This is a genomic window from Aquabacterium sp. A7-Y, assembly GCF_026153205.1.
Taxonomy (GTDB): Bacteria; Pseudomonadota; Gammaproteobacteria; order Burkholderiales; family Burkholderiaceae_C; genus Caldimonas.
On record NZ_JAPFBW010000013.1, the window covers coordinates 59,288 to 74,874 of the forward strand.

Consider the following 15,587-nt stretch of genomic DNA (forward strand, 5'->3'; position numbering starts at 1 on the left):
CGTCCTCTTGCAAAGCAAGCAGTGAGCCGACCCCGGCCGGCGGGGCATGACCTTCAGTCATCGCCCGGATCGGATCCGGGTGGCAGCACTTGCAGTGCATAGGCCGCGCCGCTGAGGGCCGGATGGCGAGCGTGCACGACAAACACCGGCACGGGTTGCAGGTAGGAGCGGAAGCGCCCCTTGTCCTCGAAGCGCGAGCGGAACTTGGAGCGCTCGAACCAGTCACCCAGCTTCGGCACGATGCCGCCGCCGATGTAGACCCCGCCGCGCGCGCCCACAGTCAGCGCCAGGTTTCCGGCCACGTTGCCGAGGAAGGAGCACATCAGCTCCAGCGCCTCGACGCACTGCGCATCGTCGCCCCGCACGGCGGCCAGGCTGATGTCGGCGGCATCCAGCGGCCGGGGTGCCACCTCCTGGAGCGTGCAGACGGCCTGGTAGAGATTGACCAGCCCAGGGCCCGACACGGCCCGCTCGGCGGAGGCGTGGCCGAAGCGTTGGCGCAACTGGTCGACGATGCGGGCCTCGTGGTCGTCGGCCGGCGCCAGGGTCACGTGGCCGCCTTCGCCGGTGAGCGGGATGGGAGGACGGCCGGGTGCAGCCGGCAGCAGACCGGACACGCCCAGCCCGGTGCCGGGGCCGACCAAGCCCAGCGGCGCCTGCGGCACCGGCGGGGCGCCGCCAAGCTGTCGCAGGTCCTGGGGCCCGAGACCCGGCAGCGCCAGCGCCAGTGCGGTGAAGTCGTTGAGCACCAGGAAACGCTCCAGGCCCAGCTCGCGCCGCAGAGCCGAGATCGAGAAGGACCAGTCGTGGTTGGTCATCTTGACGTGGTCGCCGGTCACGGGGTTCGCGATGCCGATGGCGCACCAGGGCGGCACCGGCTTGCCGGCCTCGCGCAGATAGTGGCGCATCGCCTCGATCAGGCTGGGGTACTCGGCGGCCGCGTAGGCTCGCACGTCGGATGGGGCCGCGCCGGGAGACTCGATCCAGGCGAAACGGGCGTTCGTGCCACCGATGTCGCCCACCAGTTGCGGATAGCGTGGCCCGTCCATGAGCTTCGGCACCTCGGCTGTTGTCGCCGCCTAAGGGCCGGCCCGTCGGGCCGGCCATCTCGTGCGCCGGCCCCGCAAGCGGCTTCGGGTGCCGGCATGGCGAACAGGCAGCCTTCGTGCCCGCGACAGCGCCGTGGCGAAGCGACACCCATGAAAAATGCCCGCAAGTCGGCGACCGGGGGCATGAGTGCGGCAGGCAGCGACGCGGGCGGCAGAACGGTTACATCTAGGCCTGTTCGAGGGGAGCGCGGAGCGACGCTGGCAGTGCAGTGGGGGCGGCTTTCGCTTTGCCTGTCGTATTTGCGACATTACACGCGCGTGACACGCGAGGCCCTGGCACGCACCAGGTGCGCGTAGTTCACCGCGTCGCGGAGGCGTTCGTAGCGGAACCCCTCGTAGTGAAAGATGCCTCGGTCGAAGGAGATCGAAAGGGCGTTCATGAGCTCGAGGTCTTCGGCAGTCGGTGGGAGCATGGGGTCCGCCTCCCGAGCCTGCGAGGCTTCGCCTTGCTCCTCGTCGTCCTCCTCCGCTCCGCGCGCAGCCACGATCTGTGCGTACCCCACCGCATCCTCGAAACGGTCGTAGCGGAAGCTCTTGTAGCGGTACACCCGACCGTCGAAGGAGATGCCCAGCAGCGACATCAAACGGGTCGGCTGCTCGGCCCGCATTCCTGCACCGGCCAGACCAGCGTCCGGCCTTGCCTGTCCCTCGAACTCGCGTTCGCTGAGTGAAACGGAGGACCGCCTCTCGGAAGGGCCCGTGTCGATAGAGATTGAAGCGGGAACCATGTTCATACTCCTGGTTGCTACCAGCGGCGGTCAAAAAACTCCCTGCCCGCCCCACTTCCCCGAAGGCTGGAAGCGACGTGTCGCGGCGAGCCGCTCCGAGGCGCCGCGGGCCGACCTCAGGCGCTTGCGAGCAGGACCGCGCAGGCCTTGGCGATCGCGGAGACGCGCTCGGCCGAGTTGTTGCCGGGCACCGCTGCCCAGCCCCCTTTCTCGACAAATTCTCCTTGTGACCAGGCATCGATCTTCTTCAGGGCCGCTGCATTGACCGCAACGTCCCCCGTGTGCTCGAATCTTTCGACGCACACGGGCGCCAACGCGGCAACCACCGCGTCGTCGGCCCGCATCGCGGCCATGGAGTCGGCCTGGCCGCTCGTGGTCCAGCCGCCCCAGGTGAATCCGAGGATCGCCACCGCAATGGCACCGATCACGGCGCCCCAGAGGGCCGGCTTGGTTTCTATGGGAATGTTCATGGCAGTCCTTCATGTGTAGGTTGACGGGAAAGAGCGGTCGCCCAGCCGGACGCAGTGCTCACTGCGTTCGTTGTCTGTGAAGCCGTGTTCATGAAGCTTCGCTTCCGCTGGAGCAGGCGTCTGTACGGTGCCGCACTTTGGAAGTCGTCTCGGCCTGCAGCGTCCGGTCGTACGGCGCTGAGACGAAAGCCGGAATGGCTAGCTTCACCCAGCTACACCAAGTCCTGCCCGATAGCAACTGCAGGCTCGCCCGAGCAGGATGCGCCGGCTCAGCACGGCGATCGAACCACGGTGGTAGGTGATGGAACCGCATGCCTGCAGCGAGCTCGCAGCCTGCGTGATGCTCACGCGCCGGGCGCCGAGGATGCGCGACAACCACTCGTGCGTGAGGACGATCGTGTCGCCCCCTGCACAGTCGGAGGTTCGCAGCAGGAGCGTCGCAAGGCGATGTTCAATGCGATGAAAGTGCGCACAGCCGACGGCTCGTGCATGGTGGGCGAAACAAGCGCGCAACTGAAGACGCAATTGCTCAAGCAAGGCAGGGCTGAACCGCAAGGCCTCGCGCAATGCCGCCGTCGGCAACTGCCACGCCGTTCCACCGCGCCGCACGCGGGCGTCGAGAGGAGCCGCATCGAGGCCGAGGATCACCGTGGCTCCGTGCATCCCGCGGTTGCCCACCATGTCCAGTTCGAGGTCCTGCCGACCGATCGCGGAAGCGGCCAGGGAGATGACCGCCCCGGTCGGGAACAGCACGCGCTCGTACCGGTCACCCGCCCGCTCGAGAATGTCGCCGAAGTTCAACGACACCCGCTGCGCGGCAGCGAGCAGCCGGCGGTGTTCATCTCGAGGCAACTGCTCGATCAGGGCATTCGTGTCGTTCAGGAGCATTGATCCATGTCCTTTCCCCCGCGTGCTGTGCAGGGGTTTCAGCGGCGGCGCGTAGGAGACACGCCCGAGGCGGATTCATCCTGTGCGCAAGCGCTGACGGCGTCGGTGCGGTGGGCCACTCCCGTCGCGCGGTACCCGACGGGGATGTGCGGTAGCGAACAGACAGGCGACATGCAGGCGCGGAAGATGCAGGCATGCAACGACACCGGCTGCTCTTGCAGCCTGCAAAGTCGTTTTCATACCCTACTGGAGAGAACATGAACGACTCGATCCGGCCGCCCCAAACCCGCGACCTTGAATTTCCCAACACCGCGACGGATCTCGATCCATCGAGCGCAGACGCCTCCCTTGACGCTGGCAGTCCGGGTTTGCACTCCCCAGCAGGCTCGCCGCTGCGCCGCTGGGAGAAGTCCGTCGCCTCCGGTGCAAGAACCGCGGCACAAAACGTCGACAGCTATGTACATGTCTATCCATGGGGAGCACTGGCTGCGTCGGCGGTGATCGGCCTCGCTCTCGGCCTCCTGGTCTCGCGCGGCTGACGCCGCTGACCGGGTTCGAAGACCTCCCAACCGACATCGTTGCGGCGTTGTCCCGGGAGCGTCCCGGTCATGCCGCACGGGGCAGCGATCGTGGCGAAGGACAGGGTCGGTCCAGCCGCCCGCCTGCCGTGCTGCTGTCGAAAGGAGAACATGATGAAGAACACTCGAGAACGCAAACCCACGGTCCGGCCGTCGATGGTCGATGCCGAGGACAGGTTCATCTCTGAAGGTGGATCTCTCGGCCCGTACGACGGGGGTTCGTGCGACAGGCGAGGGCCGAGCAGCGCCCCCGGCCGGCTCTCAGACCTTACGCAGCGTGCAACCGCCGCCCCTGCCGCAAACGAGCCGAGCCCGCTTCAACTGCAACTGATGAGCGTGATGGACGTGGATTTTCTCAACGGTGCTTACCAGCATAGCCAACAGCGCTTCTTGCGCCTGGAGGATGCGCTGAACCGTGCGGAACTGCTGCGCCGGTTCAATCGCAAGGGCGGCGCATGACGGCACACAGCGAAGGGAGGCGAGACGCAAAGCCCGCCGCCGCCGCTTGACCACAGTGCATCCCGGGCCGTTCCCGCTCGGCACGTCCGTCGCAAGACGGCGCTCCTATACTCGTTCACACGAGTTCCCACGGGCGCCGCAACGGCGTCCGGCGGAGAGAGCGGTGGGAGTGCGCCGTCGTCATGCAGCCGAATCCGAAGGATAACCACTTGCTCGCGGCGCTGCCGCTTGCCGAGTGGGAACGTTGGCAAAAAGCGTTGGAGCCCGTGCAGCTGACCTTGGGTGAAGTGCTCTACGAGTCCGGCGTGGCGTTGACGCAGGTCTTCTTTCCGACGACTTCGATCGTGTCGCTGCTCTACGGTTTCGAGGACGGTGCGTCGTCGGAGATAGCTGTGGTCGGCAACGAAGGACTCGTCGGCATCTCTCTTTTCATGGGGGGAGGTTCTACCCCGAGCCGAGCCGTCGTGCGAAACGCCGGCCAAGCGTTTCGTGTGCCCGCCACGTTTCTGAAGCAGGAGTTCAGCAGTTCCAGCCCTGTGCTTCACCTGCTGCTGCGCTACACCCAAGCGCTCATCACCCAGATGACGCAGACCTCCGTATGCAACCGGCACCACTCGCTGGACCAGCAGTTGTGCCGTTGGTTGCTGCTCACGCTGGACCGGGTGCAAAGCAACGAGCTCGTCCTCACGCAGGAACTCATCGCCGGCATGCTGGGGGTGCGCCGCGAAGGCGTGTCCGAGGCCGCCGCGAACCTGCGCAAAGCCGGTCTGATCCGATACCGGCGGGGTCACATCACCGTGAGCGACAGGGCCGGTCTGGAACTGCGGACCTGCGAGTGCTATGCAGTGGTAAAGAAGGAGTACGAGCGCCTCCTCCCCCCGGGGACGGCTCGGTAGCGCGGCTCGCTTCACAAGAGACGATATTGCCCATTCAGGGCAACCGGTCGCAACGAAGATCACCGAACCCGTTCATTTTCAACTTGATAGGACACCCCTATGGTTCGTATCGAACTCGAAGTCGAGCTGACATATGACATCGGTGAGCAGGGCGCCGACTTCGTCTTCAACATCCATCCCGCACACACGCACTGTCAAAAGGTCTCCTTGGAGCGCTTGCTTCTGAGCCAGCCTGTCTCACCCCAAGTGCAAACGGACCCGAATACCGGCAACAGGTATATGCGCCTGAGGGGCGGGCCGGGCGAACTGAGGATTCTCTACGCGGCAACGGTGGAATTGCTCCACCACCGATCAGAACCGGGCGAGCTGTCCGAGGTACCGATCCACAGCCTTCCGCTCGAAGCCCTGAACTATATCTATCCGAGTCGCTATTGCGAATCGGACCGGCTGCTCAGGCTCGCGATGAACGAGTTCGGCCAACTGTGGCAGGGGCATTCCAGGGTACAGGCGATCGAGGAGTGGGTCCGGCGTCGAGTGACCTTCACATCAAACACCTCCAACTCCAACACCTCCGCCGTCGACACGCTGATCGAGCAGGTCGGGGTATGCCGCGATTTCGCTCACCTGATGATCGCGCTGTGTCGGGCGGTCAACATACCCGCGCGCTTTGCCACAGGCACGGACTATGGCGCCGACATCGCGCTCGGGCCACCGGACTTCCATGCATACGTCGAGGTTTTCCTCGGCAATCGCTGGTACATCTTCGACCCGTCCGGCACCGCGGTTCCGATGGGCTTCGTCCGCTTCGGAACTGGCCGGGACGCGGCCGATGTGGCTTTCGCGACCATGTTCGGCTCTGTGGTGTCCTATGCTCCCGTCATACGAACCGTGGCCTTGGAGGACCGGGAGGCTGGCGTCAGCCTCCCGCATCACTGCCTGCAGGCACTGTCCACGGACAGCGGCATGCCGTACGACGCGCAAGTCCAGGCACTTGGCCGGACCTGACGGTCCCGCCTCCTGCCTTACCAACAAGCAGGCATGCCCAACCGCACCGTTCTTCGGCGACTGAGTCGTGCACGCGAAGGCCAGCCAGCCGTCCAACCTTGCCAACACTCTCAATATTGCGTGATCCTGCTGCATGGCTGCATGGTGGCTGGTGGGGTCCCGAATGTATGTGCGGTACCGGTCAGATGGATCGCCGCGAATCGCCATTGGGCCGTCGCCCGTTCCAGCACGACCACTGAGAGGGCGTCGGACGACGCGGCGCCCCGTGCCGGCCGCCCTCGGATCTCCCGTGTGAGCACGAGGTCGTTTGTCAGAGCAACGGAGCCGCGTCGGCGTCTTATACCGCCATCGAGCAAGAGGCCGCTGCTTCGGCGAATGGCGCCGCTCGCGCCAGGTCGAAGGCCTCCGCCAGCAAGGCGTATGAACGGCGCCGGGCGGCCGGATCATGGGCACAGGTGTTGATCGCCAGCTCGCTCAGCTGCAAGCCCTCGGCCAGTGAGCGCAGGCGGTCCGCCACCTGCCGGGCCGCGCCGACGAAGGCGTGGCGCCGGGCCGCCTCGACACCGGGCAGCTCGGCCGCGTCGAAGCCTTCGGCGGCGACCCTGTCGAGCGGCAGCAGTGACCCGGTGTGCCACGCAGGGGGTTGATGCGCCACCGGTCGTAGCTCAGCGCGTGGTGGCGTGCCTCGGCTTCGGTGTCGGCCGCCGGGGCCCAGACACACACCGTCGCCTGCGGCTGCGGGTGCCGTGCGCTCGGCTGGTACAGCGAGCGATACAGGGAGAGCGCCTGCTCCACACCCCGCCCGTCATTGAAAAAGTAGGCGAAGGCATAGGGCAGGTCATGCCGGGCGCCGTGATCGGAACTGCCGAGCACCCACAGCTGCGGCACCCGCGCATCGCCGCTGTCCCGCGGCGGACGCTGGCGCGCCACGAGGCCGCGATGGGACTGGCCGGTCACCCACGCCTGCAGATCGAGCAACTGCTCGGGGTAGCGCTCGCTGGCCGTCAGTGCGTTGGGGTTCAGCGCGAGCGCCGTGCGCATGTCGCCGGCCGGTGCCCGGCCGACACGAGATCGATGCGGGCCGGCGCCGGCGCCGCGAAGTACGCGTGTCGCCTGACCAGCCCGCCGAACCGTATACCTCCCGGGTGAGCGCGGGCCTGGCCTGGTAATAGAAAAGGCTCCGCAAATCAAAGACTTGCGGAGCCTTTCAACAAAAAAACCAAATTTTCTGATTTAGAACGGGATGTCGTCGTCCATGTCGTCGAAGCCGGTCGCAGCCTTCGGGGCCTGCTGGCGGGGTGCCGGGCGCGGGGCGGGCGCCGCGCGCTCGGGACGACCGCCAGCGCCGCCGCCCGTCTCGTCGCTGTCGCGATCGCGGCCGCGGCTGTAGCCACCGCCACCGCCGCCCATCTCGTCGCCGCCGCCCATGCCTTCGCGGCCACCCAGCAACTGCATCTGCTCGGCAATGATGTCGACGGTGTTGCGCTCGATGCCGTCCTTGTCGGTGTACTTGCCGTACTTCAGGCGGCCTTCGATGTAGACGGGACGGCCCTTCTTCAGGTACTCGCCGGCGATCTCGGCCAGGCGTTCATAGAAGGTGACCCGGTGCCATTGCGTCTCCTCGATGTTTTCGCCCGAGGAGCGGTCCTTGCGGCGGCTCGAGGTGGCGACGGAAACGTTGCAGATGGCCGTGCCGGTGGGCGTGTAGCGGACTTCGGGATCTCGGCCGCAATTGCCGATCAGGATGACTTTGTTGACAGAGGCCATGGCTCGGCTCCTTGAGGTTCATTTCGGGCGGATCGGGCATTATCCCCGATGGCCCGGCGCTTGCTAGAAGATGCGGCGCCTGCGGCCTGCCCAGGCGCCCACAACCGCCCGGGACGCCACACTCAGCCCGACGCCTCGGCCTTGACCCGCTGGCGTGCCGGGGGCCGCATCGGCCAGGCCAGCACCAGCCACAGCGCGGCCAGCGCCGCGCACACCTGGAACACCGCCGAGTGGCCCCAGGCGCCGGCCAGCCGCCCGCCCAGCAGGCCGCCGGCGAACAGCCCGAGCGACTGGCTGGTATTGAAGACCCCCAGCGCCAGCCCCTTGGCCGCCGGCGGCGCCACGCGCGACACCAGCGAGGGCATGTTGGCTTCCAGCAGGTTGAAGCCGATGAAAAAGCAGACCATCAGCGCGATCAGCGCCGCCGGCTCGGTCCAGGTCCAGGCCAGCGCCGCCTGGCTCAGCGACAGCAGCGCCACGGCGCCGAGGAAGACGGCGCGCAGCTGCTGCCGCCGCTCGCTCCACAGCATCAGCGGCACCATGGCGGCGAGCGAGAGCACCACCACGCCGAGATAAAGCCAGCCGTGCTGGCGCACCGGCAGGCCGACATGCTCGACCAGCGCGATGGGCACGACGACGAACATCGCCATCTGCACCGTGTGCAGCAGGAACACGCCCAGGCTCAGGCGCGTCAGCTCGGGGTGCCGCAGCACGGTGCGCCAGGCGGTCGCCAGTGGCGCCGCGGGGAGCTGCGGCGCGTCGGGCACCAGGCGCCACACCACCAGGCAGCCGGCCAGCGCCAGGACGCCGGTGAGCGAAAACAGGCCGGCCATGCCGATCACGGTGTAGAGCCAGGGCGCGAGTGCCAGCGACAGGGCGAAGGCCAGGCTGATCGAGCCGCCCACCATGGCCATCGCCTTGGTGCGCACTTCGTCGCGCGTGCTGTCGGCGATGAAGGCGGTCACTGCGGCCGAGATGGCGCCGGCGCCCTGCAATGCCCGCCCGACGATGACACCCCAGAGGCTGTCGGACAGCGCGGCGACGAAGGAGCCGGCGGCGAAGATCAGCAGGCCGGTGATGATCACCGGCTTGCGGCCGTAGCGGTCGGACGCCCAGCCGTAGGCGATCTGCAGCACGCCCTGGGTCAGCCCGTAGATGCCGATCGCCAGGCCCACCAGCGCCATGCGTTCGCCGCCGGCCAGCTCACGGGCATGCAGCGAGAACACCGGCAGGATCAGGAACAGCCCCAGCATGCGCAGCGCGAACAGCGCCGCCAGCCAGCCGCTGGCCCGGCGTTCCGCAGGGGTCATGCGCGGGGAGGACGATGGACTCATGAACTCGTGTGGGCAAACCACTATTGTCGCCGAGCGTGCAAATGTCCCTTGGTCCCCATCCGCCACGCTCCACGACCCTGCGCGAGGTCGGGGCTCCTGCCGGCGGCGTTAGGATGCGGGTCGCGCGTCTTGCGCAAATCGCCGCCCATGTCCTCCCTCGCCCCTCCGACCCACCGTTCCCAGCCGGCTTCGGCCGAGCCGCTGCACATCCTCGACGAGGTGTTCGGCTACCCCCACTTCCGTGGACGCCAGCAGGACATCGTCGCCCATGTCGTCGACGGCGGCGACGCGCTGGTGCTGATGCCCACCGGCGGCGGCAAGTCGCTGTGCTACCAGGTGCCGGCGATCGCCCGTCACCGGCGCGGCCGGGGCGTGGCCATCGTGGTGTCGCCGCTGATCGCGCTGATGCACGACCAGGTCGGGGCGCTGGAGGAGGTCGGCGTGCACGCCGCCTTCCTCAACTCCACCTTGTCGCTGGAGGAGGCCCAGCACGTCGAGCGCGAGATGATGAGCGGCCGCCTGACCCTGCTCTACGCCGCGCCGGAGCGCATCACCACGCCGCGTTTCCTGGCCCAGCTCGACTCGCTGCACCAGCGCGGCCTCCTGAGCCTGTTCGCGATCGACGAGGCGCACTGCGTCTCCCAATGGGGCCACGACTTCCGCAGCGAGTACCTGGGCCTGAGCGTGCTGCACGAGCGTTTCGCCGACGTCCCGCGCATCGCGCTGACCGCCACCGCGGACGAGCACACCCGCGCCGACATCATCGAGCGCCTGCAGCTGCAGGACGCCCGGGTGTTCATCAGCAGCTTCGACCGGCCCAACATTCGCTACCTGATCGTCGAGAAGGACAACCCGCGCGCCCAGCTGCTGCGTTTCGTGCGCGACGAACACGAGGGCGAGGCCGGGGTCGTCTACTGCCAGTCGCGCAAGAAGGTGGAGGAGACCGCCGCCTGGCTGAACGACGAAGGCCTCACCGCGCTGCCCTACCACGCCGGCCTCGACGCGGCGGTGCGCCAGAGGCACCAGGACCGCTTCCTGCGGGAGGAGGGCATCGTGATGGTCGCGACCATCGCCTTCGGCATGGGCATCGACAAGCCGGACGTGCGTTTTGTCGCCCACCTCGACCTGCCCAAGAACATCGAGAGCTACTACCAGGAGACCGGCCGCGCCGGCCGCGACGGCGAGCCGGCCGAGGCCTGGATGGCCTACGGCCTGGCTGACGTGGTGAACCAGCGCCGCATGATCGACGACAGCCCGGCCGGCGACGAGTTCAAGCGCGTGCAGCGCGGCAAGCTGGACGCCCTGCTGGCCCTGGCCGAGACCCACGAGTGCCGCCGCGTGCGCCTGCTCGATTACTTCGGCGAGGCGAGCCGGCCCTGCGGCAACTGCGACAACTGCCTGCAGCCGCCGGCCACCTGGGACGCCACCGAGGCGGCGCGCAAGGCGCTGTCCTGCATCTACCGTTTCCACCAGCACGGCGGCGGCTTCGGGCCGCGCGCTTTCGGCGCCGGCCACCTGATCGATGTCTTAAGGGGCAAGCGCACCGACAAGGTGGCGCAGTACCACCACGATCAGCTGAGCACCTTCGGCATCGGCGCCGACCTGAGCGAACAGCAGTGGCGCTCGGTGCTGCGCCAGCTGGTGGCACTGGGCCATGTGGTGGCCGAGGGCGAGTTCAACACGCTGGGGCTGACGGACAGCGCACGCACCGTGCTGCGCGGCGAGGTGAGCTTGCAGCTGCGCGTGCCGGCCGAGACCAAGCGCGGCAAGTCCGCCGGGCGCAAAGCGTCGCCCCGGGCGGCGCCCGCCGACCTGGACGCCGAAGCCCAGGAGCGCTACCAGGCCCTCAAGACCTGGCGCGCCGAGGTCGCGCGGGAACACAACCTGCCGGCCTATGTCGTCTTCCACGATGCCACGCTGGCCGAAATGGCCCGCGTCGCGCCCGGCAGCCTGGACGAACTGGGCGGCATCAGCGGGGTCGGCGCCAAGAAGCTGGAAGCCTACGGCAGCGAGATCCTGAGGGTGCTGGGCACACGCTGAAGCGGCGCGGCGGGCGCCGCCGCCTGGAGCCCAAGCTCGCCCGCTTGCCAAGCCCCCCTTCGGAGGGTGGAACCGCTCGGGCCCGGCTGTGTCAGAGTGCGGACGAGTCCATCCCAGGGGCCTGCAGTACACGACCATGAGCTCATCCTATCTCGCCGCCATCCGCTTCCCTGACGGACACACGCTGTTCAGCGTGTTCGACGAGCACACGGGTCGCATCGAACCCTCCCTGGTGACGCAGCCGGGCGCCGGCGCGCCGCTGGACGCGTTGACCGACGGCGAGTACGAGCAGTGGACTCACCTCCAGCAGCGCGAGCACGGCTGCGACCCCGAGACCCGCATCCGGCGGCTGTTCATGACCGGCTCGCGCAGCCTGCTGGGCGCTATCGCCGAGCTGGCCGACAGCGCGGAGGACGTGGTGGTCGAGGTGCCGGCGCGGCGGCGCCGCTGGCGGTCGCGGGCGCACCGGCAAACGCAGCTGCTGCTGACCGAGCTGAACCCGCTCCCAGACGCGGAGGCCGATCCCGCGTCCGGCGGCTGAGCGCCGCTCAACGCACCAGGCCAGATCCAATGTAGCGAGGCCCGGGGGCCGCCGCGCCTCAGGGCTGCACCCTGACCGCGACCCGCGGGCTCTCGCCGCGGTGGTCATGGCGGTCCCAGGCGTGCGCGACGTATTCGACCGAGCGGGCGGCGCTGACGCTGGGTGCGGTGACGTCGAGGCGGAAAGGCGCCTCCTCGTCCTCGCCCAGGCTTTCCAGCTCGTCGCCGTTGACACGGAAAAACTCGACCCGCTCGACCTCACCGCTGTCGTCGCTGGCCACCGCGCGCAGTGCCAGCACGCCGCCCGAGGACACCGGGTCGGGCGAGGCGACCAGTTCCACGTCGGGGCCCTGGTCGTCGAACTCGTCGCCGACGCCGACATAAAAACCACCGCCGCAGCCGGCCACCACCGCCAGGAGCAGGGCCAGGGCCGCCGTTCGGGCCGGGGAGAGGAAAGGTCGGGTTGCAATCGCCATGCCGCATGCTAAGCGGGCGGGCCCCTGCCGGGCAAGCGCACAGCGGCACGGCCGCCCCACTGACAGCCTCTGACAGGCGGGCCCACTATGATGATGGGTTTTCCTCACCCGGCCAGAGCCATGCCCGAGCGTCCGTCTGCGCGCAAGCGCGCCTCGCCCTCCGTCCCGGCTTCGGCCGCGCCTCCGGCCGCGGAGGCCGCGCCGGCGCCCGAAGGGCCGCAGATCCGCATCCGCGGCGCGCGCACGCACAACCTCAAGAACATCGACCTCGACCTGCCGCGCCACCGGCTGGTGGTCATCACTGGGCTGTCGGGCTCCGGCAAGTCCTCGCTGGCCTTCGACACGCTCTACGCCGAAGGCCAGCGGCGTTATGTCGAGAGCCTGTCGGCCTATGCGCGGCAGTTCCTGCAGCTGATGGACAAGCCCGACGTCGACGTGATCGAGGGCCTGTCGCCGGCGATCTCGATCGAGCAGAAGGCCACCAGCCACAACCCGCGCTCCACGGTCGGCACGGTCACCGAGATCCACGACTACCTGCGCCTGCTGTACGCCCGCGCCGGCACGCCCTTCTGCCCGCAGCACCAGCTGCCGCTGGAGGCGCAGAGCGTGAGCCAGATGGTGGACGCGGCGGTGGCGCTGCCGGAGGACACCCGGCTGATGGTGCTGGCGCCGGTGCTGCGCGATCGCAAGGGCGAACACGCCGAGCTGTTCCAGGACATGCAGGCCCAGGGTTACGTGCGCTTCCGCATCGACGGCACCATCTACGAAGCGGCCGACGTGCCCAAGCTGAAGAAGACCGAGAAGCACGACATCGACATCGTGGTCGACCGGCTCAAGGTTCGCGGCGATGCCAAGCAGCGCCTGGCCGAGAGCTTCGAGGCGGCGCTGCGCATCGCCGACGGGCGCGCCATCGCGCTGGAGATGGACGGCGGCCGCGAGCACCTGTTCTCCAGCAAGTTCGCCTGCCCGGTGTGCAGCTATTCGCTGGCCGAGCTGGAGCCGCGGCTGTTCTCCTTCAACTCGCCGGTCGGCGCCTGCCCGTCCTGTGACGGTTTGGGCGAGGTGACGGTGTTCGATCCCGAGCGGGTGGTCGCCTTCCCGTCGCTGAGCCTCGCCAGCGGCGCGATCAAGGGCTGGGACCGCCGCAATGCCTACACCTTCTCGCTGCTGGAAAGCGTCGCGCGGCACTACGGCTTCGACGTCGATCTGCCCTGGGAGGAACTGCCCGAGACGGCGAAACACGTGCTGTTGCGGGGCTCCGGCGAGGACGAGATCGAGTTCGTCTACCAGGCCGAGGGCGCCGGCGGGCGCAAACGCACGGTCAAGCGCTCGCACCCCTTCGAGGGCGTGATCCCGAACTTCGAGCGGCGTTTTCGCGAGACCGACTCGGTGGCGGTGCGCGAGGAACTGGTGCGCTACCAGAGCGCCAAGCCCTGCCCGGAGTGCGAAGGCACCCGGCTGCGCCGCGAGGCGCGCAACGTCAAGCTGGTGGACGCGGCCTCGGGCGCCGCGCGGCCGATCTACGAGATCTCGCACGCCACCCTGCGCGACGCGCTGGCGACCTTCGAAACCCTGACGCTCAAAGGCGCCAAGGCCGAGATCGCCGACAAGGTGGTGCGCGAGATCCGGGCGCGGCTGAGCTTCCTCAACAACGTCGGCCTGGACTACCTGAGCCTCGATCGCAGCGCCGACACGCTGTCGGGCGGCGAGGCCCAGCGCATCCGCCTGGCCTCGCAGATCGGCTCGGGTCTGACCGGTGTGATGTACGTGCTCGACGAGCCCAGCATCGGCCTGCACCAGCGCGACAACGACCGCCTCATCGGCACCCTGCGCCACCTGCGCGATCTGGGCAACTCGGTGCTGGTCGTGGAGCACGACGAGGACATGATCCGCGCCGCCGACCACGTGGTGGACATGGGGCCGGGCGCCGGCATCCACGGCGGCCGCGTCCTGGTGCAGGGCACGCCGGACGAGGTGGCCGCTTCCGAGGACTCGCTGACCGGCCGCTACCTGGCGCGCAAGCTCACCATCGGCGTGCCGAAAAAACGCCACGGCTGGCAGCCCGCCAGCAACGCGGCGCGGCTGCGTATCGTCAACGCGCGGGGCAACAACCTCAAGGGCGTGACGGTGGAGATCCCGGTCGGCCTGCTGACCTGCGTCACCGGCGTCTCGGGCTCGGGCAAGTCGACGCTGGTCAACGACACGCTCTACGCCGCGGTGGCGCGCAAGCTCTACCAGAGCCATGCCGAGCCGGCGCCCCACGACGACATCGAGGGGCTGGACGTGTTCGACAAGATCATCAACGTCGACCAGTCCCCGATCGGCCGCACGCCGCGCTCCAACCCGGCCACCTACACCGGCCTGTTCACGCCCATCCGCGAGCTGTTCGCCGAAGTGCCGACGGCGCGCGAGCGAGGTTATGGCGCCGGGCGCTTCAGCTTCAACGTGGCCGGCGGGCGTTGCGAGGCCTGCCAGGGCGACGGCGTGCTGAAGGTGGAGATGCACTTCCTGCCGGACGTGTATGTGCCCTGCGACGTCTGCCACGGCAAGCGCTACAACCGCGAAACGCTGGAGGTGCTCTACAAGGGCCGCAACATCAGCGAGGTGCTGGACATGACGGTCGAGGAAGGGCGCGAGTTTTTCAGCGCCGTGCCGGCCATCGCGCGCAAGCTGCAGACCTTGCTGGACGTCGGTCTGGGCTACATCAGCCTGGGACAAAGCGCCACCACCCTGTCGGGCGGCGAGGCGCAGCGCGTGAAGCTGGCGCTGGAGCTGAGCAAACGTGACACCGGGCGCACCCTCTACATCCTCGACGAGCCGACCACCGGTCTGCACTTCGCCGACATCCAGCTGCTGCTGCAGGTGCTGCACCAGCTGCGCGACCACGGCAACACCATCGTCGTGATCGAACACAACCTCGACGTGATCAAGACCGCCGACTGGGTCATCGACATGGGACCCGAGGGCGGGGCAGGCGGCGGCACCGTGGTCAAGACCGGTACACCGGAGGAGATTGCCGCTCATCCGGAAAGCTACACCGGGCGCTATCTGAAGGCCTTGCTCTAGAGTCCTGTCTCAGGGCTTTTGTCCTATCGCATCGACGTCTCATGCGGGGAGTGATGTGCGTCGTTTTGAAACACCTCCCTCGAGAACTGGAACGACCGCTAAACTGCCGCCGCGTCCCTGCCCCCCCTCACCCCTCCCTCACTTTGGCGGGGACGATTTTGCGGCTCGCCAGCGGCCTGGCTTTGCTGGTGCTGGCGAGCCTTCTCTTTGACGCGACCTCAGCGTCCCGTC

At 68.2% G+C, this 15,587-nt stretch carries 15 protein-coding genes; 7 read left to right on the top strand and 8 right to left on the bottom strand.

All coding sequences use genetic code 11. The features are described from left to right. Positions 1–53 precede the first annotated feature (53 nt). From OOT46_RS13675 to OOT46_RS13690, 4 genes are all read right to left on the bottom strand, one after another. Positions 54–1,049 carry a glucokinase gene (locus OOT46_RS13675; protein WP_265404165.1) on the bottom strand — a complete coding sequence of 332 codons (996 nt, stop codon included), beginning with the start codon at positions 1,047–1,049 and terminating at the stop codon, positions 54–56. A 308-nt stretch (positions 1,050–1,357) separates the two neighbouring features. Beyond that, positions 1,358–1,843: a hypothetical protein gene (locus tag OOT46_RS13680; protein ID WP_265404166.1), complete on the bottom strand. Its 486-nt coding sequence runs from the start codon at positions 1,841–1,843 to the stop codon at positions 1,358–1,360. A 110-nt stretch (positions 1,844–1,953) separates the two neighbouring features. Next, positions 1,954–2,307: a hypothetical protein gene (locus OOT46_RS13685; protein WP_265404167.1), complete on the bottom strand. Its 354-nt coding sequence runs from the start codon at positions 2,305–2,307 to the stop codon at positions 1,954–1,956. A gap of 204 nt (positions 2,308–2,511) precedes the next feature. After that, positions 2,512–3,195, bottom strand: a complete 684-nt coding sequence (locus tag OOT46_RS13690) for a Crp/Fnr family transcriptional regulator (protein WP_265404168.1) — start codon at positions 3,193–3,195, stop codon at positions 2,512–2,514. 257 nt (positions 3,196–3,452) lie between these two features. Between OOT46_RS13690 and OOT46_RS13695 the strand changes: the two genes are divergently transcribed. From OOT46_RS13695 to OOT46_RS13710, 4 genes are all read left to right on the top strand, one after another. Beyond that, the gene (locus OOT46_RS13695; RefSeq protein ID WP_265404169.1) at positions 3,453–3,734 is read left to right on the top strand and encodes a glycine zipper domain-containing protein; all 282 of its coding nucleotides are present in this window, start codon (positions 3,453–3,455) and stop codon (positions 3,732–3,734) included. 153 nt (positions 3,735–3,887) lie between these two features. Continuing rightward, positions 3,888–4,232: a hypothetical protein gene (locus tag OOT46_RS13700; protein WP_265404170.1), complete on the top strand. Its 345-nt coding sequence runs from the start codon at positions 3,888–3,890 to the stop codon at positions 4,230–4,232. 182 nt (positions 4,233–4,414) lie between these two features. Then, on the top strand, positions 4,415–5,128 hold the full coding sequence (locus OOT46_RS13705; RefSeq protein ID WP_265404171.1) for a Crp/Fnr family transcriptional regulator: 714 nt from the start codon (positions 4,415–4,417) through the stop codon (positions 5,126–5,128). A gap of 99 nt (positions 5,129–5,227) precedes the next feature. Continuing rightward, positions 5,228–6,133 carry a transglutaminase-like domain-containing protein gene (locus OOT46_RS13710; protein WP_265404172.1) on the top strand — a complete coding sequence of 302 codons (906 nt, stop codon included), beginning with the start codon at positions 5,228–5,230 and terminating at the stop codon, positions 6,131–6,133. A 474-nt stretch (positions 6,134–6,607) separates the two neighbouring features. On the opposite strand, the gene OOT46_RS13715 is transcribed toward OOT46_RS13710, so the two are convergent. The 3 genes from OOT46_RS13715 to OOT46_RS13725 form a co-directional block, all read right to left on the bottom strand. After that, the gene (locus OOT46_RS13715) at positions 6,608–7,174 is read right to left on the bottom strand and encodes a hypothetical protein (RefSeq protein WP_265404173.1); all 567 of its coding nucleotides are present in this window, start codon (positions 7,172–7,174) and stop codon (positions 6,608–6,610) included. 192 nt (positions 7,175–7,366) lie between these two features. Beyond that, entirely contained in the window at positions 7,367–7,900 is a 534-nt protein-coding gene (ssb, locus tag OOT46_RS13720; protein ID WP_265404174.1) for a single-stranded DNA-binding protein, read from the bottom strand. A gap of 122 nt (positions 7,901–8,022) precedes the next feature. Beyond that, positions 8,023–9,210, bottom strand: coding sequence for an MFS transporter (locus tag OOT46_RS13725; RefSeq protein WP_265404175.1), 1,188 nt, complete (start codon positions 9,208–9,210; stop codon positions 8,023–8,025). A 171-nt stretch (positions 9,211–9,381) separates the two neighbouring features. Here OOT46_RS13725 and recQ point away from each other — a divergent pair, with 171 nt between their 5' ends. Next, on the top strand, positions 9,382–11,274 hold the full coding sequence (recQ, locus tag OOT46_RS13730) for a DNA helicase RecQ (protein WP_265404176.1): 1,893 nt from the start codon (positions 9,382–9,384) through the stop codon (positions 11,272–11,274). A 136-nt stretch (positions 11,275–11,410) separates the two neighbouring features. Next, positions 11,411–11,815, top strand: a complete 405-nt coding sequence (locus OOT46_RS13735) for a hypothetical protein (RefSeq protein ID WP_265404177.1) — start codon at positions 11,411–11,413, stop codon at positions 11,813–11,815. 58 nt (positions 11,816–11,873) lie between these two features. Here the strand turns inward: OOT46_RS13735 and OOT46_RS13740 are convergent, their stop codons facing one another. Continuing rightward, entirely contained in the window at positions 11,874–12,290 is a 417-nt protein-coding gene (locus OOT46_RS13740) for an Ig-like domain-containing protein (RefSeq protein WP_265404178.1), read from the bottom strand. Positions 12,291–12,410: 120 nt separating this feature from the next. Here OOT46_RS13740 and uvrA point away from each other — a divergent pair, with 120 nt between their 5' ends. Further along, on the top strand, positions 12,411–15,356 hold the full coding sequence (gene uvrA / locus OOT46_RS13745) for an excinuclease ABC subunit UvrA (RefSeq protein WP_265404179.1): 2,946 nt from the start codon (positions 12,411–12,413) through the stop codon (positions 15,354–15,356). Positions 15,357–15,587 lie beyond the last annotated feature (231 nt).